The organism is Spirosoma daeguense (genome assembly GCF_054776875.1).
Map to the genome: position 1 here is coordinate 1 of NZ_BAAHBF010000012.1, position 18,820 is coordinate 18,820.

At 45.2% G+C, this 18,820-nt stretch carries 14 protein-coding genes; 6 read left to right on the forward strand and 8 right to left on the reverse strand.

Annotated elements, in window-relative coordinates:
• Positions 1–229 precede the first annotated feature (229 nt).
• The gene (locus ACYVD4_RS30805; RefSeq protein ID WP_460952164.1) at positions 230–1,456 is read left to right on the forward strand and encodes a metallophosphoesterase family protein; all 1,227 of its coding nucleotides are present in this window, start codon (positions 230–232) and stop codon (positions 1,454–1,456) included.
• Entirely contained in the window at positions 1,453–4,542 is a 3,090-nt protein-coding gene (locus ACYVD4_RS30810) for an AAA family ATPase (RefSeq protein WP_460952166.1), read from the forward strand. Before ACYVD4_RS30805 ends, ACYVD4_RS30810 begins: the two co-directional genes overlap by 4 nt.
• A gap of 72 nt (positions 4,543–4,614) precedes the next feature.
• On the opposite strand, the gene ACYVD4_RS30815 is transcribed toward ACYVD4_RS30810, so the two are convergent.
• Both ACYVD4_RS30815 and ACYVD4_RS30820 read right to left on the reverse strand, forming a co-directional pair.
• Positions 4,615–5,958, reverse strand: a complete 1,344-nt coding sequence (locus ACYVD4_RS30815; protein ID WP_460952167.1) for a hypothetical protein — start codon at positions 5,956–5,958, stop codon at positions 4,615–4,617.
• A 279-nt stretch (positions 5,959–6,237) separates the two neighbouring features.
• On the reverse strand, positions 6,238–6,978 hold the full coding sequence (locus tag ACYVD4_RS30820) for a nuclear transport factor 2 family protein (RefSeq protein WP_460952169.1): 741 nt from the start codon (positions 6,976–6,978) through the stop codon (positions 6,238–6,240).
• 331 nt (positions 6,979–7,309) lie between these two features.
• Here ACYVD4_RS30820 and ACYVD4_RS30825 point away from each other — a divergent pair, with 331 nt between their 5' ends.
• Positions 7,310–8,368 (forward strand): alkaline phosphatase D family protein, encoded by a 1,059-nt coding sequence (locus tag ACYVD4_RS30825; RefSeq protein ID WP_460952171.1) that lies wholly within the window; start codon positions 7,310–7,312, stop codon positions 8,366–8,368.
• Between the two features lie 223 nt (positions 8,369–8,591).
• On the forward strand, positions 8,592–9,185 hold the full coding sequence (locus ACYVD4_RS30830) for a dihydrofolate reductase family protein (RefSeq protein ID WP_460952173.1): 594 nt from the start codon (positions 8,592–8,594) through the stop codon (positions 9,183–9,185).
• 202 nt (positions 9,186–9,387) lie between these two features.
• Here ACYVD4_RS30830 and ACYVD4_RS30835 read toward each other — a convergent pair whose 3' ends face one another.
• The 3 genes from ACYVD4_RS30835 to ACYVD4_RS30845 all read right to left on the reverse strand — a co-directional run bounded on the left by ACYVD4_RS30835 (position 9,388) and on the right by ACYVD4_RS30845 (position 12,745).
• A complete protein-coding gene (locus tag ACYVD4_RS30835) occupies positions 9,388–10,203 on the reverse strand; it encodes an enoyl-ACP reductase FabI (protein ID WP_460952175.1) in 816 nt (271 codons plus the stop codon).
• A 116-nt stretch (positions 10,204–10,319) separates the two neighbouring features.
• Complete coding sequence (locus ACYVD4_RS30840; protein ID WP_460952177.1) at positions 10,320–11,357, reverse strand: alpha/beta hydrolase; 1,038 nt, start codon at positions 11,355–11,357, stop codon at positions 10,320–10,322.
• Positions 11,354–12,745, reverse strand: coding sequence for a methyltransferase RsmF C-terminal domain-like protein (locus tag ACYVD4_RS30845; RefSeq protein ID WP_460952179.1), 1,392 nt, complete (start codon positions 12,743–12,745; stop codon positions 11,354–11,356). The genes ACYVD4_RS30840 and ACYVD4_RS30845 overlap by 4 nt, the downstream gene beginning before the upstream one ends.
• Positions 12,746–12,792: 47 nt before the next feature.
• Between ACYVD4_RS30845 and ACYVD4_RS30850 the strand changes: the two genes are divergently transcribed.
• Positions 12,793–13,308, forward strand: a complete 516-nt coding sequence (locus ACYVD4_RS30850; RefSeq protein WP_460952180.1) for a KdsC family phosphatase — start codon at positions 12,793–12,795, stop codon at positions 13,306–13,308.
• Positions 13,309–14,011: 703 nt separating this feature from the next.
• Here ACYVD4_RS30850 and ACYVD4_RS30855 read toward each other — a convergent pair.
• Complete coding sequence (locus ACYVD4_RS30855; RefSeq protein WP_460952182.1) at positions 14,012–14,254, reverse strand: hypothetical protein; 243 nt, start codon at positions 14,252–14,254, stop codon at positions 14,012–14,014.
• A 464-nt stretch (positions 14,255–14,718) separates the two neighbouring features.
• Positions 14,719–16,038 carry a Gfo/Idh/MocA family protein gene (locus ACYVD4_RS30860; protein ID WP_460952184.1) on the reverse strand — a complete coding sequence of 440 codons (1,320 nt, stop codon included), beginning with the start codon at positions 16,036–16,038 and terminating at the stop codon, positions 14,719–14,721.
• Positions 16,039–16,277: 239 nt separating this feature from the next.
• Between ACYVD4_RS30860 and ACYVD4_RS30865 the strand changes: the two genes are divergently transcribed.
• Positions 16,278–17,204 carry a TIGR01777 family oxidoreductase gene (locus tag ACYVD4_RS30865; RefSeq protein WP_460952186.1) on the forward strand — a complete coding sequence of 309 codons (927 nt, stop codon included), beginning with the start codon at positions 16,278–16,280 and terminating at the stop codon, positions 17,202–17,204.
• A 143-nt stretch (positions 17,205–17,347) separates the two neighbouring features.
• On the opposite strand, the gene ACYVD4_RS30870 is transcribed toward ACYVD4_RS30865, so the two are convergent.
• Positions 17,348–18,787, reverse strand: a complete 1,440-nt coding sequence (locus ACYVD4_RS30870) for a mandelate racemase/muconate lactonizing enzyme family protein (RefSeq protein WP_460952187.1) — start codon at positions 18,785–18,787, stop codon at positions 17,348–17,350.
• Between the last annotated feature and the right edge of the window lie 33 nt (positions 18,788–18,820).

The following is an 18,820-nucleotide window of genomic DNA, read 5'->3' on the forward strand; positions in this document are numbered from 1 at the left end:
TGCAAAGGTAGGGGCATCTTTTGGGTTTGTCAAGGGGTGGCTGAAAAATAATTGGGGAGCCACCAAAGAATATTTGGCAACTCCCCCGATCTCAGCGACTTACACACCAAAAAAAGTTTATACTTTTTTCAATAAGTGATTTTTAGCTCTGTTTTCCGTCGAATACGGACGTAACAAGAGTTATATTGCATCTTTGTTTTGTCTCAAATTCAGGGACGACTATTCAACAATGAAAATTTTACATACGGCCGACTGGCACATCGGGAAACGACTTCAGGATTTCCAGCGTCTACAGGAACAGCGTAACGTACTGGCAGAAATTGTTGAAGTAGCCAATCAACAAGATGTTGATCTCGTATTAGTGGCTGGCGATTTATTTGATACGTTCAATCCAGATCCGCAGGCAGAAGACTTATTATATAGTACGCTTAAAGTATTAACAGCCGGTGGTCGTAGAACTGTGGTCGCTATTGCGGGAAATCACGACAACCCCGACCGAATAGAAGCGCAGGATCATTTTGGTCGGGAGTGCGGAATTATTTTCGCTGGATTCCCTAAAACCGAAGTCTCTTCTTATGAAGTAAGCTGCGAAGCCAAGTTGCTACGTTCGGCACCCGGCTTTATTGAACTGAAACTTCCCAGACACGATGCGCCCGTTCGGATTATTCTTACGCCTTACGCGAATGAATCACGAATGCGAGCTTATTTTGGTCAGACAAGCTTTGGCGATGAATTACGTCAGCAACTTCAACAGCATTGGGCAACCTTAGCCGATACATATATGGATAAACAGGGAGTCAATTTATTGACCGCTCATTTATTCGTTATGAAACGTGGTGGCGAACAGCCTGAAGAATCGGATGACGAACGTAGTATTCTGCAAATTGGTGGCGCTTCTGTTCTCTACACCGATATGATTCCTCCGCAGATTCAATACACAGCGCTTGGTCATTTGCATCGCTATCAGGAGATTTCGGGCGGACCCAGTCCTGTTATATATAGTAGCAGTCCATTAGCCTATAGTTTTGCCGAAGCCGATCAGCAGAAATTTGTCGTTTTAATTGACGCCCAACCCGGCCAGCCCGTAAGTGTAACACCAGTTCCACTCAATACAGGGAAACGGTTGCTACGTCCTCGCTTTAAGCGAGTCGATGAAGCGGTCGATTGGCTAAAGCAAAATCCAGATTGCTACGCTGAAATTACCCTACAAACGACAACCTACTTAACTAGCGAAGAACGGCGGCAACTTCAGCAATCACATGAATCGCTGGTTACGATTATTCCGGATGTGAGGGAAGTTGACGTAGAAGAAACACAGAATGCGCCCGCCATCGATCTAACACAAAGTATGGATGCGTTATTTACTGACTATTTTAAATATAAGAATAAAGGGCAGGAGCCTAACGAACGGCTTCAGCAACTATTCAAAGAGATTTTAGCAACCGATTTGGAATGATACCTATAAAGCTATCCATACAAGGGCTTTATTCCTACCAGGACAGACAGGAAATTGATTTCCAGCAACTAATTGGATCAAACGTTTTTGGCATTTTTGGCAAGGTAGGTAGTGGTAAGACCTCACTACTCGAAGCCATTAGCTTTGCCTTATACGGCGAAACCGAACGACTCAACAGTCGTGATAATCGTCAGTATAATATGATGAATCTGAAATCGAAGCATCTTCTGATTGACTTCGAATTTCAGGCAGGGCCAGAACAAGAAGTCTATAAGTTTATCTACGAAGCCAAACGTCATCCGAAAAAATACGCCGAAATAACGTCCGGTGAACGTCGGATGTTTATCAAACAGGGCGATGATTGGCAACCCATTGGCAATGAAAAGGAAGATATAGCCTTACTGTCGAAACAGATTCTGGGGCTGGATTATGATAACTTCAAGCGGACAATCATTATTCCACAAAACCAGTTTCGGGAATTTCTGGAACTCAGCCCCACCGAACGTACTAAAATGATGAACCAGCTCTTTAAGCTGGATCAATATGAATTGTCGGGGCGGGTGGCCAAGTTGAGTAAAGCCAACGACGAAAATCTATCTGAATTGCGCGGTCTGCTAAAACCTTTGGAGAATGCAACGCCAGAAGCGATTGAGCAAGCCAAACAGGAGGTTGTTGCTATTCAGGAATCGATTGCCGGGAAAGAAGCCGAAATAAACGAGTTAGAACCTGCCGAAAAACTACTGCTGGATAGCCAGACACGTAGCAAAAACCTAATTACTGCAACGCAGGAGCTAAACCATTTACAAACTCAGGACGCTACGTATCGTCAGCTCGAACAGGATATTGCGCTGTATGAAACCTGCAAACTTCTGTTTCAGTCCGATTTTGCTAATCTGACCAAGTTACAGGACAAAAGAAGCAAACTGCTCGATCAGCAACGTAACGCGCAACAACAACTTGACGCGGCTAGCAAACGGCTGGTCAGTCTGAAGGTTGTGTATGATGCGGCCCGGAAAGCGTATGAAAATCGGGAAGAGCTTCAGCAAAAAATCGATGAATTAGATACCGTTCAGCTCATCAGAACGCTGCAACAATCGATTGATCTGCAAATGCGGAACCGTACGGCTTTATCGGCTCAGCAAAAACAACTTGACGAACTGCTGGAACGTACTAAAACCGCGCAAAAGCAACATCAGTCCATTATCGACGGTAGCCTTGGAAATGCCTCGAAGCTGGAAAACCTATATAAGATTCAGAACTGGTTTACGGCCTATAAACCACTAAAAAAGCAAGCTGATGATTTACAGAATGCTATTGATCGATACGATCTGGCGGTTGATCAACTGAAGCAACGCAAGAATAAGGCGTTACAGGGTTTTCCCGAAAACTGGAACGAACTGACGCTAAAAACCTTACCCGATCAGATTGAACAGGCGCTTGGCCAACTCAAATTGATTCGTAAAGATCGAGAAGACACACATCGGCAAACACTAGTTCAGGAAGAACTCCGAAAATATGCCGATTCGCTACACAATGGGCAACCCTGCCCGCTTTGTGGCTCCGAGCATCATCCTAATCGACACGTAATGTCTCTAGATACCGACGAGGTGAAACGTAGCGAAGCGGCTTTGCAAAAGGTAATTCAACGTATCGAAGATACTACCACACTACAACTGACCATAAAGGAGCTGACTACTCAACTACGTAGTGAACTGGAAAATGGCAAACGACTAACGCAGGATCGGGGCGATATTATTAAACAGTTAAGCGAGCACGAAGACAAATTTATATGGTCTGATTATTCGAAAGAGCACGAAAATCAGGTAGTCACAGCCATCAAAAATGAAAGCGACGTCCAGAAACAGCTCCAATCGGCTCAAGAGGCTGTTGCCACGTTAACGCGCGAGATTGAGCAGGTCGAAATCAGACACAAAGAATTTTCTGAGAAAATTAGCGATGTCGACAAAGCAATTTTTGGCCAGAATGGCGAATTGAAACGAACGATTGAATCGCTACAGCATTTCCGTTTAGACGAAGTCTCGCGGTGGGCGCTCGATCAAATTGATGACCTGCGAGAGTCGTTGACGCAAACGTATCATCAAACGAAAGCCAATTTCGATGATGCTGACAAACAGAAAAGTCTGGCCGAAAAAACCTCAACAACGCTCGAAGAACAAATTCAGCAACTGGCGCAGCAATTAATAGACGTTACGACTGAACTTGACAATCAGCAGTTGCTTATCAATCAGAACCTGAACACTAACGATCTTACGCTCGATCAGGTTACTGCGGTGCTACGTTCGGTTCTCGACGTAGCGCAGGAAAAACAACGTATTAAAACCTACCATGAGACACGTAGCGGTTTAACCAAACAAGTCGAAACGCTGGAAACGGAACTGGCCGCCAACCCATTCGATCCGGTAGCACTGGAAACTGTGCAGACGCAACTCGCTACGTTACAGAAAGAAAAAGACAACCTTAATAAAGAGCACGGACGCGCCACCACAGTCGTTACAACGCTGGAAAGTCAGTGGCAACAGAAACAGGATCACCAAAAACGCTATGATGAGTTGACGCTACGTCAGCAGGATCTAAAAAAGATGGATGAGATGTTCCGCGCGCAGGGGTTTGTCAACTACGTATCGTCGGTTTATCTGAAAAATCTTTGTGAATCGGCCAATGAGCGGTTTTTTAAGCTGACCAATAATCAGCTAAAACTCGAACTCGACGAGAAGAACAACTTTCAGGTTCGCGACTTTCTGAACGGTGGTGAAATACGTAGTGTAAAGACGTTATCAGGTGGGCAAACGTTTCAGGCCGCTCTATCGCTGGCGCTGGCCCTTTCCGACAATATTCAACATCTGACGAAAGCCAGACAAAACCTGTTTTTTCTGGACGAAGGTTTCGGTACGCTCGATAAAGATTCGCTTCAGACAGTCTTTAAAACATTGAAAGCGCTACGTTCCGAAAACCGCGTAGTAGGTATTATTTCGCACGTTGAGGAATTGCAGCAGGAAGTTGATACGTATATAAAGGCCGAAGCCACCGAAAATGGCAGCCGAATTATAAATAGCTGGGAAGAATAAAAAAACTCGTCCGTGATACATCAGCGGACGAGCTGATAGGTTTCACTACGTTCTGAAAACAAAAAGAGTTTTCTACGGAGTTGGCTCTGCCCAATCCGCTTCGTTCAGTTCGTTTATACTATAATCCGTCAATTTAATCGTATTTTTTTGCGAACCCTGACTTTGTACTTCGGTAAAGGGTAACAAAACCCCATTTACGGTTCGGAAATTTTCATACTCAATTTTAAGCGTTTTACCTTCCGATGGTACCTCTTCGCCAACAACCCGGTATTTGCTGTCAAGAATCAATTTGATTGGCACGCCATCTTTACGATAGGTTAGCGCATAACCCCCATTTTTCAAAACCTCTACCTCTCCTTTCTGTAAAAGGCTCTGGCGCTGAGTATGCAGTCCTGAAATACCCGCATAGCGATTGGCTTCCTTATCACGCATTCGTTCCGGCGTTAAAGGTGTTTTTTTGCCCTGAAGCCACGACCAACCCTGTTTCCCGTCCCAGTATTCCGTATAAACTAGTTTACCAGATGCTCGCGCTTCGGCTTTGGTACGTGGTTGTTGATAATCTGATTGCGTTAACAAGAGCATACCGCGCATCTGCGAACTGGTTTTCAGATTACGAATATCGTCGATAGCTTTACCGCCGTGCGCTTCTCGGGCTTTTGCGACCAGTTCCGAAGCGGTTGGAACGTTTACCGAAGGCTTGTGAGCTACTTTTTTGTTATCGTCTTTACCATCATATTTGGTATATATCCGGCCGTTCATAGCCGCAATTTCCTCCCCGTCTTTCGTAAAGAAAAAGCTACTTGTCTGGGTTTTTCCGGTGTTGTATTTCAGTGTAAGCAGTCCATCCTGATACGTATATGTACCGGCATCTTCGTCTTTGCTCGTATTTCCGCCACCGATGTTGTCACCAGCGATCATTACCGTTCCCTGTCGCGAGTGGCTAAAATTACCTTTTCCATCAAAGTGAATCCGGTTCTGGCTAAACGTACCAACGTAAGGCGTGTTTGTACCAATACCACCAGAGCTTGTACCGCCTTTATACTGAAAACTTGATACTGGCAATGGTCCTTTCATCGAAAGCGGTAATAAAATAAAATTCCCACCCGACAGATTGCCGTTCGACGTGCGCTTGTAACTACGCGTTTTTCCGTCTGTAAATGCGAGTTCTACCTTTTCTGCGGTTACCGTAAATTTACCTTTAACCGTAGTTTTCCAGTTTGGATCTTTCAGATCGTTGGTAAACGTACCATCTGACCGGAAGTAAATCACTACGTCGTTCCGATTCATAGCTCCGCCTGCTACGGCGCTGATTTGTAACTGAATACCAGCATAAATGCCATTGACCGAATCGGCTTTACAGGAAAGAATTAGATTGATCAGCAGAATAAATTGCAACCAGATGATCAAACGCTTCATAAGTCGTCTCGTTAGTTAATACATATGATGGATACCTGTATTAACCTATTCTGGCCCAAAAGCTCACAGAATTTTCTGTTTTGATGGCGGTGAGAACCTGACAAACAGCCCATTAAAAAGAGCTATTTGTCAGGCAACTCTATTAGGTTGTCTCAGACAACATCCTGCTGTCTGATCCGCGTAAGCAACCAATTAAGCTGTTCAGCTAAGCTGGCTATTCAGACAGCAAGATGCTGTCTGAGACAACTCCATAGGCTTTACATTAACTATTTTAGCGTGCTACGGAACAACCTGACTCAATCCCCACTGCTCCACAATCTGACCTTCGGACAGACGAAAAATATCATAGAACGTAGTGGATTTCCCAGCTTGTTTTCCTTCGTACTGAGCGACCACAAAATCAGCTTCTCCAATAAGTCGTTGGACACTATAGGAACGTAGCATATCGCCATGCGCTTGCCAATACGTTAGCAATCCGGCAAGTCCGTTATCTATTTCGGTTCGATGCTGAATGAGATCGTTAGCCACTAAATCGGTGAGGTTATCAAGATTTCGTTCGTCAAAAACCCGGTGAAAGAACTCCCGAACCACTTCTTTATTTGTAGCCGTCAACGACTCTTCATCAAGCGGCATTGGGCCATCCATCAGCGCATTGTTGTTCAAACTCGTTTCTGGCTGATCCTGCATAGCGTCCCAATGTTCAGCAACTTTACCGTTTTCTAGCCGGAATACATCAACAACGGCCTTCTGCTGGCCATCCCACTCAAAACTCATGTTGGTCACTACGTAATCACCCTCGGCAATAAGTCGTAAAAACGGAGCCGACGTAGTGGCCGGTTTGGGCATCTGCTTCATATAAGTCAGCGCTTCAAGCAGGCCTGCTTTTCCCGGCTTTACCAGCGGGCTATGTTGAAGATAATCGTCCGAAATGATTTCAGCGGCAAAATCTATATCGCCCTGCGCGACGGCTCTCCGATAAAAATCACGAATAATCGATTTATTGAAAGCTTCCTGTTGCATATGCATAATTGGTCAAAAACCGGTATGTTACGTCCGGATAAACATAGAAATAGAATTGCCCGAACGTAGTGTCGGGAAAATGGAAAGCTGATGACGTATCAGCAGAAATGAAAGACTGGAATAGAAAAATCGCTCGCTAAAACGTAGCGAGAAAGAGCTACCTCATGAGGCAGCATTGGCCGAACTGTATTACCGCTATGTAGCGATTACAGTTGGTAGAAGGAGCTATATGTCGTATTAGATTTCAGTACAGCAAAGTTAACAAATCTCGAAAGCCGTACAGAAGCGACGTAGCTTTTTTACTTTTACAGACTAACAAAGGATTCACTATATGAAATACTTTCCTGTACTTTTTCTTTTCGGCAGCCTGTTGTTCACGAGTTGCAGTACGTCTAAGCCGTCCAAAACTGCTGCACAAACAAGCTCCAGTAGCTCAAAAACGCCAACAACGGATTCGCCCATAACAACCATCGCTTTTGGTTCGTGCAGTCGGCAAAGTTTAGTGCAGCCGCTTTGGGATGATATAGTAGTCGACAAACCCGATCTCTGGATTTGGCTGGGCGATAATATTTATGGCGATTCGGAGAATATGGATGTGCTACGTGAAAAATACGCGACCCAGAAATCCAATCCGGTTTATCAGCAATTGCGGCAGTCAACATCTGTTATCGGGGTTTGGGACGATCATGATTATGGCGTTAACGACGGTGGAAAAGAATATCCAAAGCGCAAAGAAAGTCAGCAACTCATGCTTGATTTTCTCGACGTACCAACCAATAGTCCGCTACGTAGTCAGGAAGGCGTTTACTCGGCGCATACGTATGGGCCTAAAGGGAAACGGGTGAAGGTGATTTTGCTTGATGCACGATATTTCCGCGATCCATTAAAAAAAGCAGCAGACGGTAAAGCCAACGTAGCAGACCCAACGGGCGATATTCTGGGCGAAACGCAGTGGAAATGGCTGGAGAACGAATTGACGAACTCTGACGCCGATGTACATATTATTGGCAGTGGCGTTCAGGTAATTCCGAACGACCACATTTATGAAAAATGGGGCAATTTCCCGACTTCCCGGCAGCGTCTGTTCGATATTATTGGCAAAACAAAACCAAAAGGTGCCTTTTTCATCAGTGGTGACCGCCATATTGCCGAAGTCTCAAAACTGAACGTACCGGGCTTATCCTACGACCTATTCGACATCACCAGTAGCGGGCTAACCCACGTAGGAGAACCACGCGAAGAAAAAAATCAGTACCGCGTAGGTGAGGTTATTTTCAAACTGAATTACGGACTGATTACAGTAAACTGGGATGCCAAACCATTGGCGGCCACCGTACGTATTAACGGCGATCAACGCGCTACGTATCTGACGCAGGAACTCAAGTTCTAGCGATACGTAGTGTTTTTTGGGAAACCCAATTGCCAATTTTACGTTGTTACGTATTGACAATACAAAATGGCCAATTGGGTTTCTGTTTTACTGCGATTTCACCGCGAACTACACTAATCCCATTATCAATATATTTCGTATTCAGCCCTCACTATTGTCGCCTTTACACTGCAATGTAATCCTATTTATTAGCGAGAATTGTAACGTACTAAACAGCAATACTATGAGGAAAATAATCGTGCTTTCTATGATTACGCTGGATGGTGTTATGCAGGGACCCGGTGGCCCCGAGGAAGATACCTCCGGTGGTTTCAGCTATGGCGGATGGGTTGCACCGTATGACGATGAGGTTTCTGATCGGGAAATGGAAAAATTGATGACACCTGCCGATCTTCTACTGGGCCGAAAGACGTTCGAGATTTGGGAAAACTATTGGCCCGAACACGCCGATTACTGGCCGGGCGTAAATGAAGTCAACAAATACGTCTTGTCTACGACCAGAACGGAATCTGACTGGCAAAACTCAACTTTTTTCGATAATCTGGACGCCATCAAAACACTCAAAAACTCAGACGGATCGGACATCAAAGTTTGGGGTAGCAGCGAAATTGTGCAACTCCTACTCAAAAATGATTTGGTCGACGAACTCTGGCTTAAAATTCACCCGTTGACGCTCGGTGAAGGGAAAAAGCTATTTACGGATGGCCCAATTCCAGCAGCCTTTACGATGCTAGAAAGTACCGTTACACCAAGTGGCGTAATCTATGTTCATTACCAACGAGCAGGAGACATAAAGACTGGTAGGGCTGGCGCTTAGTATGGCTGATTTGTAGCTTTTCTCTTGTGATAGATGCCGCCAGAATACTCATCCTTTTTCGAGCAAACTGAATTCTCTTCAGCTTCATTTTCAGGTTAGACTTTATACAGCAGAAACCTGTCCATTATAAATCAATAAAATGAATTGGGCCGCGAATAGAGGATTTTCCCACTCGCGGCCCAATCATTTACTACGTAGTGTTCTATTCTTTCGTAACCATTTCAATGATTTCTTCCGAGATGCCAGTCATAGCGAAACCACCATCGTGAAAGAGGTTTTGCATCGTAACCATACGCGTCAGATCGGAGAACAACGTAATAACGTAGTCGGCACATTGATCGGCGGTAGCATTGCCTAATGGAGCCGTTTTGTCGGCAAATTCAAAGAATTTATCGAAGCCACCGATACCACCGCCAGCCGTTGTTTGCGTTGGCGATTGTGATACAGTATTGATACGTACTTTGTGCGACTTGCCGTACCGATAGCCAAAACTACGGGCAATCGATTCCAGCATCGCTTTCGCATCGGCCATATCGGTATAGAACGGAAACGTTCGCTGAGCCGCCATATAAGTAAGCGCCACCACCGAACCCCACTCGCTGATAGCGTCAAGCTTATAAGCTGTCTGCAACATTTTATGGAACGACACCGACGAAATATCAATCGTTTGTTTCAGCCACTCGTAATTCAGATCGGTGTAAGCTTTTCCTTTCCGAATGTTTGGGCTCATGCCGATGCTGTGCAATACGAAATCGACTTTACCACCCAACACTTCCTGCGACTTGGTAAAAAGGTTTGTGATATCGTCAACCGACGTAGCATCGGCAGGAATAATTTCAGCCCCCGTTTGTTCGGCTAGTTGTTTGATTTCGCCCATACGCATCGCAATTGGGGCGTTGGTCAGGGTAAACGTAGCACCTTCTTCATGTGCTCTCTGCGCAATTTTCCAGGCAATAGAACTTTCATTTAAAGCACCCGAAATGATGCCACGCTTTCCTTGCAATAATCCGTAAGCCATATTTTTAATGTATAATGAAAAATGGATAATGAATAATGTGAAATGGACGGATGAATAAAGTCAGGTTCATTATCCACTTTTCATTATACATTATTCATTGCATTGCCAAAGTTAGCTTATTTTTTTGGGCGTAAGACTACCGGCGCAACAGGAGTCGGCGCCGTAGGTAATTTTAATACGTTCGCCAGAAAGGTTTCGGTAGCCAGATAAACACCCGTTAAGTCCTTGGAGGTGAAGTGCGAAGCAATAACATGGGCACCAGCATTCGGGAAAGCCTGTTTCTGTTTTTTCGTATCCGATGTCCCCAATTGATCGAACATCTCCAGCATAGCCGGTACCGATACTACCTTATCCTGATTGTCTTCGTCTTTGAAGTAATATCCCATAAATACCGGCTGCCTGACTTTCTTAAACTGCTCGGGCGTCATATAACGGTCGAGCATGGTTTGCAACGTAAGCAGTCCGTTAGTATGATATTGCGGAAGCCAATACTTTACCCGGTCGCCGGTATAGGTTGTATTTACGAAGTGCTTATTCGGAAATATTTGATCAACAATTTGTTGCCCCCATGGGCCGGTTACCAGACGTAACGCCGGATTCGCAACGGCAATACAAGGCGAGTATAAAACCAGCCCTTCAATTTCGGGGTGCCGGGCAGCCAGGTATAACGACAACATTCCGCCTGCTGATGTACCCATCACAATTACTTTATCGCCCAGCGATTTGCCAATAGCCAGTGCACGTTCGGCCGATGCAGCGTAATTCGAGGGCGTTATGTGCTTGAAGGCATCCGGCGAATCGATACCATGTTCAGCCGTGCGGGCCAGGTATAGATTGCAACCGAAATGCCGGGCGATTTGTCTATGAATAGGATCACCTTCGGCCCAGCTTGCCGAAAATCCGGGCAGGTAAACAATGCTGTAAGGCGTTTTAACTTTTCGTAGGCTATCGGCCCAAACAATTCGAGCTTCATTATCAGGACGTAGACTGGCGGCCCGTTCGGCATCAGCAATACGTTGTTCCAGCTTGATCAGGTCGGTATCCAGCGTAATAGGATCATTTTTAACCGGATCGGGGTTGGCTGTTGGCCCCAGCCAATAACCAACCAGCATAACAGCAGCCACCAGGCCAGCAATAACGAAAAAGCGTTTCATACGTATTCTTTAATATCCATTCGAATTCTCCAGTCTTTTGGTAGATAGTTGTTTACCCGATTGCCTACGCCTTTTACCCAGCCCAGATTTAACCCATTATACCGCACCGCTAACCAGCCTTTCACTGGGTCGGCAAATGTCAGATTTTCTTTTTTAAAGTAACGTAGCGCGTCTTCCCGACTAAGCTCAAGTCCTGGCAAATCCTGCCTGACCGACGTACTGAGTGCGAGTGCATGCGACGGTATAAAATCCTGTCCTTTAAACTGGCCGATTTCCAGCCCAAATCCTTTGTTACGTAACGTACTATCTAAAAACAGAAACGTTTTTTCAAGGGATTTTAGTAGCGCCATTACGTCGCCATTTGGCTTTTCCCAAAAAGAAAATTCGTTGGGAGATTGTAGCCACTTCGATGCGGAAGCCGTTTCGCGGGGACGTAACGCCCGAATGCTTCGAAATGTGCGGGCATCTACTTTTACTGACGCCGTAAAATCCGTTTTCTGGAATACACTTATGAAAAAGCCTTCGCCCCGAACCCGATGCGGATAACATTGATACCCAATTGAATCGCCGGTTTCTTTTTTTACTACGTTCCACTCGGCAGGTAAGTTAAGCTGGCGATTTAGAAACCCATTTTCATTCAGAAATTGAACATTGTCCGTATTTTCTGCATCATTGTAGGTACAGGTGCTATAAATCAGAATTCCCCCTTTGTCCAGTAAAGGTGCGGCTGCGGTGAGTATCCGTTTTTGGCGAGCCGAACAAAGCTGTACACTGGCTTCCGACCACTCATCCATTGCCGATGGATCTTTCCGAAATAAACCCTCACCCGAACAAGGAGCATCGACCACAACAACATCGAAAAAGCCTGCTAATTTCTCCAAATCATCAGGATCGTGATTGGTAACCACTACGTTCGGATAGCCCCATTTATCCAGATTTTCGCGTAGCACCGATACTCTACTACGTATCACCTCATTACAAATCAACAAACTATCGGCCGACAGCATCGACGCCAACAAGGTGCTCTTGCCACCCGGAGCGGCACACAAGTCCAGTACCCGAAGCGGACGATTAAGATTAACCGTTTGCCGAATCGCTTCACTGAGCAACATAGAAGACGCTTCCTGCACGTAGTATGCACCCGCCTGAAACAAGGGGTCCAGCGTAAAGTTAGGCCGTTCAGGTAGGTAGAAGCCCTCGGGGCACCACGGAACTGGCAGTAAATCGGACGTATCGAAAGCTGGCTTACGCGGATTCAGTCGAATACTTACGGGCGTTGGTGCGGTTAGTGCCTGCTGAAAACGTGAAAATTCGTTGGGTAACTGCGCCAGCATCTGCTCCTCAAAAGCCGGGGGCAATGCTGTAGGAAGCTGTTCGGAAGGATTCATTCTACAAAAATACGTAACAGTCGGGCGGTTTTCACTAAACTTGCAGCATGGCAGCAACACACGACCAATTTAGCCGAATCAAGACATTTATTTTCGATGTTGATGGCGTACTGACCAACGGCGATGTTCATCTTCTGGCTACCGGCGAACGTTTCCGAACCGTAAACATCCGCGATACGTATGCGATTGAGCAAGCCCTTAAAGCCGGTTTCCGTGTCGCTATCCTTTCATCGTCTAACTCCGAAGGTGTTCGTAACTGGTTAGTAAACATGAACATAAAAGATATTTTCATGGGCGGCCCCACCGATCAGAAAGTGAATGCTTACCTCGGATACGTAACGCGCGATGGGTTGAACGAATCTGAAATTCTCTATATGGGCGATGATCTCCCTGATTTTGCCATTCTGAACCGCCCTAATGTAGTAAGCACTTGCCCCGCCGATGCAGTCGACGAAATTCAGGCTATCTGCAACTACATTTCGCCAAAATCTGGCGGTCACGGTGCTGTTCGTGATGTAATTGAACAGGTCATGCGGTCACAAGGCAAATGGAATGTTTACTAATGTATAATTCAACCAATAGATACAAGAAAAGTCTATTTCCGAATGAAATAGACTTTTCTTGCCATAGTGTATTAATTCTAAGTGAAACCGCAACGGCGTATACAAATAGATTATTTATAACAAAAAAGGGCTACCTCATTTGAAGCAGCCTTTCCAAAATATGCCTGAATGGAACTAACGTCCAATCTGAGTATATATACGTATAGTAGCGATGATTTAGATTGCTTGATAAACGAAAAAACTGCCTCATTACAAGCAGTCTTTCTGTTATGCCTTTTTTAACCTTACGATACGTAGTAAACGCTAAATTAGGATTCAGCACAGAGTCTAACCTTCAAATCCGGCGATTGCTACGTATCGCTAAAACGCTATAAAATCAGGTGTTTATATCTATAACAATTTAATTAGTGCCTGAATATGCGCCTTTTGTATATATTTTTAGGTTATTAATCTATATATTCTTATTGGCACAAGATTTGCTTAAATAACAGTATGGCAAATCAACAACATCTTATCAGTGCCGGCATCAGTCTGGCGGTTATTAGCTTTTCATTAGCTTGCTGGGCTTTATTACTCTTCGCGCTTCTTTAAGATAAAACTCTATTCAGTGAGTATTATTAGCTATTAAAGGTAGGCGTTAGCAGCCTCTGGTAATTTGTTACGTATGTTGATTCAAGCGATTACTGCATCAGCAGTTAATTGCTCATACAGTTGTTTCCTCCAACACGTTTTGCTCCTGCAACTTTTCCTGAACCAATCGAGCAAACGCAACTTTATCCGATTTCTTATATCTGGCCCGTGTGTGTACGCCAGATGGAGAAACAAAATCCTGACTGATTTGTAGGCAAGCCTCCCAAAGTCTGGGATTCATTTTGATCTGATAATCTCGAATTGGTGTATCAGCGCCAAACCAAAGACGAATGATATTGGCAACTGTATGTTTCATGATAAGTCCCATAAATACTAGAGAAACTCCTATTCAATTTCTACTTTCTATTTAGTGTATAATCGGATAAATGGTATAAAGTTCATTCTTTCTACATCCGTTAGACTATAAAAGAACACATTTAGCATAAATACTATATATATAGTTGATATGAATGAGACTAAAACAGGCCATTTTCGGCGCAAAAGCCAGTTTCAAATCAATTGAATTGAGAAATCATTAATTTTCAGTTAAGTGTTTAGAGAGTTCTCTATAACATAAAGCATAGTTTGCAAAAAAACGCCAGCCCTATGTAGGGCTGGCGTTTATCTCGCGTTCTAACCGAATTGTAAAATAGGTTGGTAACTAAATGCCTGTACGCAGAAAGTTGCCAAAGAGTTGCGTTTCATAATCAGTATTATAACTACTGTTGTTCGAACTCGGCATAAATGTCCATTTGCGAACCAATAAGTAAGAAGGGATTTCTAAATTTTGATACCCCAATCATTTTTCATTGGTCGGCCCAGCAATGCGTTGGCTTCCTTATCATTTTTAAACGTTTCTTTCTTCGGGTTCCACTCCAGCCGTCGCTTCAGTTGGTAAGCTATGTTGCCAATGTTGCAAACTGAAGCAGTACGATGACCTACTTCTACGTCACAGATGGGTTTACTACGTTTCCGCATAGCCTCCAGAAAATCCTTATAGTGATTGTCGCTCCGGTACACGTGCTTTTCGGTTTCGCCGATTACTTTGTCTTTGAGCGATGCGGGCGTTGTTTCCAGTTTTCGACGCTGAACTTTTATCTCACCTTCTGAGCCAATGAAGTGAATCGCGTTGTTCCAGTCCCATTTTTCATGCGTCATCACGATGCCATTGTCATACCGATACGTTAGAAAAGGGTGTTCTTTGCCATCGGGAGCGATAACTTCCACAGGGCCGCTATTGTCCATATCCAGCGACCATTGAACGATGTCGAACATGTGCGCACCCCAATCGGTTACCATGCCACCACCGAATTCTTTATAGTTACGCCAGTTCGGGAAAACGTCTTTCGATGTTGGCGGAGCCAGTTCAGAATTAAACGGCACAGGTTCGTTAGGGCCAAGCCATGCCGACCAATCGAGTCCTTCGGGAATGGGTTCGGCTGATAAATTATAGGCAACAGGGGGTGGCCCAACGTTTACTTTAATCGTTTTTACTTCACCGATATAGCCATTTCGAATCAGTTCAGCCGTTTGCCGAAATTCGGGCCACGAACGTTGCATGCTTCCAGTCTGAAAAACTCGATTGTATTTACGAGCCGCATTGACCATAGCCCGGCCTTCTTTTACGGTAAGTGCCAATGGTTTTTCGCAATAAATATCTTTTCCGGCCTCGGCCGCCCGAACAGCCATTGCCGCGTGCCAGTGGTCGGGTGCAGCAATCACCACGGCATCGACATCCTTGCGGGCTAATAGTTCTCTAAAGTCATTATAAACCGGTACGTCTGTGTATTTTCCAGCTTCTGTATTTTTTTCGTAATGCGCTTTGATTCGGTCGAGTGTCAGTTGAGCCTTAGCTTTATAAACTTCGCTGATGGCAACGATACGTGCTTCATTCGTTCCTAAAAATGAGCCGGTAAGCCCTCTGCCTTGTTTACCCGTTCCGATAAAGCCTAACGATATCATATCGCTGGGTGCTATGTAGCGCGAACCGTCGGGCCGTTTACCGCCCAATACGTAGCGCGGAACAATAGCGAATCCTGCCAGCGCAGTTGCTGCCTGACCCACAAAAGCCCGGCGGTTTATTTTTTGAATTTCTTTCATGAAAAAGCTCGATTAAGGTTTTCTATCAGTTGCTCTTGAGGATGCTGAGTTATTATTCTTCAAAAGCCAGCTTCTGCTTCGTTTCTAACGAGAAGTGATAAAAAATTAACTGTTCTTTTTGAGAGGAAGGCTAAAACAGAATAAAGGATGATGTATACGGAACAAAACGTTACGTTGATCCGCGAAAACCGTAATACCTAATCTGGGGTTTCTATAATTAATACTTATTGTTTAGTGTCATGCAAAATACCGTTCTTATTACGGGTGGCACCGGTTCTATTGGTCGTCGGCTTACCCAACTACTTCAACAGCAAGGATTTCAGGTTTCTCTGTTGAGTCGCTCTACGTCAGAACAGGCTTCTGGTCAGCTACCTAACGTAACAGTCTATAAATGGGATGTAAAAAAAGGCGAAATCGACCCGAAAGCCCTTCAAACTGCCGATCATATTATTCATCTGGCTGGCGCTGGTATTGCCGACAAACGATGGAGTGAAGAGCGTAAACAGGAAATCATCGAAAGCCGTACCCAATCGACCGATCTGCTCGTACAGACACTGGCGCAGCATCCGCATCACGTAAAATCGTTTGTAGGGGCTTCTGCCATTGGTTACTACGGTGCCGACACGGGCGACCGGCCGCTGAATGAAAACACGCAGGGAGGGTCCGATTTTCTGGCACAGGTGGTACGTTCCTGGGAACGTTCGGAAGATCAGATAACGGCCCTTGGTATTCGAACAGTAAAACTACGTATCGGCGTTGTGCTGATGGCCGAAGGTGGCGCATTGGCTAAACTAACACAACCTATCCGACTAGGGGCTGGTGCGCCAATTGGTTCGGGACAGCAATACGTCTCCTGGATACACCTTGATGATTTATGTCAGCTTTTCATTACAGCAATGACTGACAAATCGTGGGAAGGAACGTATAATGCCGTTGCGCCAACGCCTGTTACCAACGAAACGCTGACACAGGCCATTGCCAAAGTTATTCATCGGCCTTTGCTGCTACCCAACATTCCAAATTTTGCTATTGAACTTCTCTATGGCGAAATGGCTGTGGTTGTTACAGGCGGCAACTACGTATTGAATAAACGTATCGCCGACGAAACCAAGTTTCAGTATCAATATGCTGATTTAAATAAAGCACTTGAAAATTTGCTGGACTAATTTGCAATGAGTGATTAGTTTGTTCCCGGCAGCATCCTGCTGTCGAAGCCGTAGGCTAGGTTGTAACTACCCAATTAACCACTGACGTGGTTCGACAGCAGGATGCTGCCGGGAACAAACTAATCAATCAGCACACGTATCAACTAACTCCACTCGCGGTCAGCCGAATCTTTCGTGTTCCACGTATCGGTTGGCGCGAACCAGGTTGCTCCTTTTCTCAGGAACTTCTTAGCGACTTCTTCGTTCAGTTCTACACCTAAACCCGGTTTGTCTGGCACCTTCACAAAACCTTTTTCAACAATTGGTTTTATACCCGTAACAATGTCTTCCCAACCGGCAACGTCTACGCCGTGGTGTTCGAGGGCCACAAAGTTTTCGGTAGCCGCAGCGCAATGTACGTTGGCCATCATACAAATCGGCGAACCGGCAAAGTGCATGGCCATCGGAATACCTTTTTCTTCGGCGTAATCACCGATTTTCTTGGTTTCCAGCAAACCGCCCGACGATGCCAGATCCGGGTGAATCATGTCGATCGCTTTAGCATCGATAAGTTTGATAAATTCTTCTTTCAGGAAGATATCTTCGCCGGTCAGCGTTGGCGTATCGATGGCATCTGTAATTTGCTTCCACTGATCGGTGTAGAACCAGGGCACAAGGTCTTCAAGCCAAGCCAGCCGGAAAGGTTCCATTGCTTTACCAATCTGTATAGCCGTATTTACGTCGAAATGACCGAAGTGGTCGGCAGCCAGTGGCGTATCGTACCCAACAATATCACGCACCTTACCAACGTGTTCTACGAGTCGGTCAAGACCTTTTTTGGTAACCTGAATCCGGGTAAATGGGTGTTTGGTATTGGCATAATTGCCTAGTTTACCCATTTCTCTATCGTTCCATTGCTGTTTTACGCTCCAGTTAGAGCCATTGACCAGCATACCCGGCTGATCGGCTAGCATACCAATACCGAAGTCCATTTTCAGGAACGAATAACCCTGCCCTTTACGAACCTCCATATTCTTGGCGAACTCCTCGTAATTTTTACCTTCAGCCGTATCGGCATACAACCGGATATAATCGCGGTATTTACCGCCCAGCAACTGGTAAGCTGGTACGTTATAGGCTTTTCCGGCTAAATCCCAGAGTGCCATTTCAACGCCACAAACCCCACCGGCGGCCCGGCTGTGGTTACCAAATTGCTTTATCTGCTTAAAAATCTGCTCTACGTTACATGGATTCTTACCCAGAATCCGGCTTTTCAGCATCAACGCATAATTGGCGCTAGCGCCATCACGCACTTCGCCCCAGCCCACAAGTCCCTGATTCGTATCGATCCGAATAATTGGACTGCTAAACGGTACGCCTTGCAAAACGGCAATACGCATATCCGTAATTTTCAGTTCCGAAGGTTTGGAGTCACGAGCTACCCGCTGTGTAATAAATTCAAGCTCCTGTTCCGTAGCGTGCGGATTCGATGGCTTGTCGAACATATAACCCAGCGATAATCCACCTAAACCGGCATTCCGCAGGAAATCTCGGCGGTCAGATGCGTTGCCGGAAGCGGCTAAGCGGGCAAAGATATTTTTCATGATAAAAAGTTAATGTTGGTTTTCGGCTATTCA

Excerpts from the sequence above, each read along its gene's own strand:
- ACYVD4_RS30805 (WP_460952164.1), top strand. The coding sequence starts at position 230 with ATGAAAATTTTACATACGGCCGACTGGCACATCGGGAAACGACTTCAG.
- ACYVD4_RS30810 (WP_460952166.1), top strand. The coding sequence starts at position 1,453 with ATGATACCTATAAAGCTATCCATACAAGGGCTTTATTCCTACCAGGAC.
- ACYVD4_RS30815 (WP_460952167.1), bottom strand. The coding sequence starts at position 5,958 with ATGAAGCGTTTGATCATCTGGTTGCAATTTATTCTGCTGATCAATCTA.
- ACYVD4_RS30820 (WP_460952169.1), bottom strand. The coding sequence starts at position 6,978 with ATGCAACAGGAAGCTTTCAATAAATCGATTATTCGTGATTTTTATCGG.
- ACYVD4_RS30825 (WP_460952171.1), top strand. The coding sequence starts at position 7,310 with ATGAAATACTTTCCTGTACTTTTTCTTTTCGGCAGCCTGTTGTTCACG.
- ACYVD4_RS30830 (WP_460952173.1), top strand. The coding sequence starts at position 8,592 with ATGAGGAAAATAATCGTGCTTTCTATGATTACGCTGGATGGTGTTATG.
- ACYVD4_RS30835 (WP_460952175.1), bottom strand. The coding sequence starts at position 10,203 with ATGGCTTACGGATTATTGCAAGGAAAGCGTGGCATCATTTCGGGTGCT.
- ACYVD4_RS30840 (WP_460952177.1), bottom strand. The coding sequence starts at position 11,357 with ATGAAACGCTTTTTCGTTATTGCTGGCCTGGTGGCTGCTGTTATGCTG.
- ACYVD4_RS30845 (WP_460952179.1), bottom strand. The coding sequence starts at position 12,745 with ATGAATCCTTCCGAACAGCTTCCTACAGCATTGCCCCCGGCTTTTGAG.
- ACYVD4_RS30850 (WP_460952180.1), top strand. The coding sequence starts at position 12,793 with ATGGCAGCAACACACGACCAATTTAGCCGAATCAAGACATTTATTTTC.
- ACYVD4_RS30855 (WP_460952182.1), bottom strand. The coding sequence starts at position 14,254 with ATGAAACATACAGTTGCCAATATCATTCGTCTTTGGTTTGGCGCTGAT.
- ACYVD4_RS30860 (WP_460952184.1), bottom strand. The coding sequence starts at position 16,038 with ATGAAAGAAATTCAAAAAATAAACCGCCGGGCTTTTGTGGGTCAGGCA.
- ACYVD4_RS30865 (WP_460952186.1), top strand. The coding sequence starts at position 16,278 with ATGCAAAATACCGTTCTTATTACGGGTGGCACCGGTTCTATTGGTCGT.
- ACYVD4_RS30870 (WP_460952187.1), bottom strand. The coding sequence starts at position 18,787 with ATGAAAAATATCTTTGCCCGCTTAGCCGCTTCCGGCAACGCATCTGAC.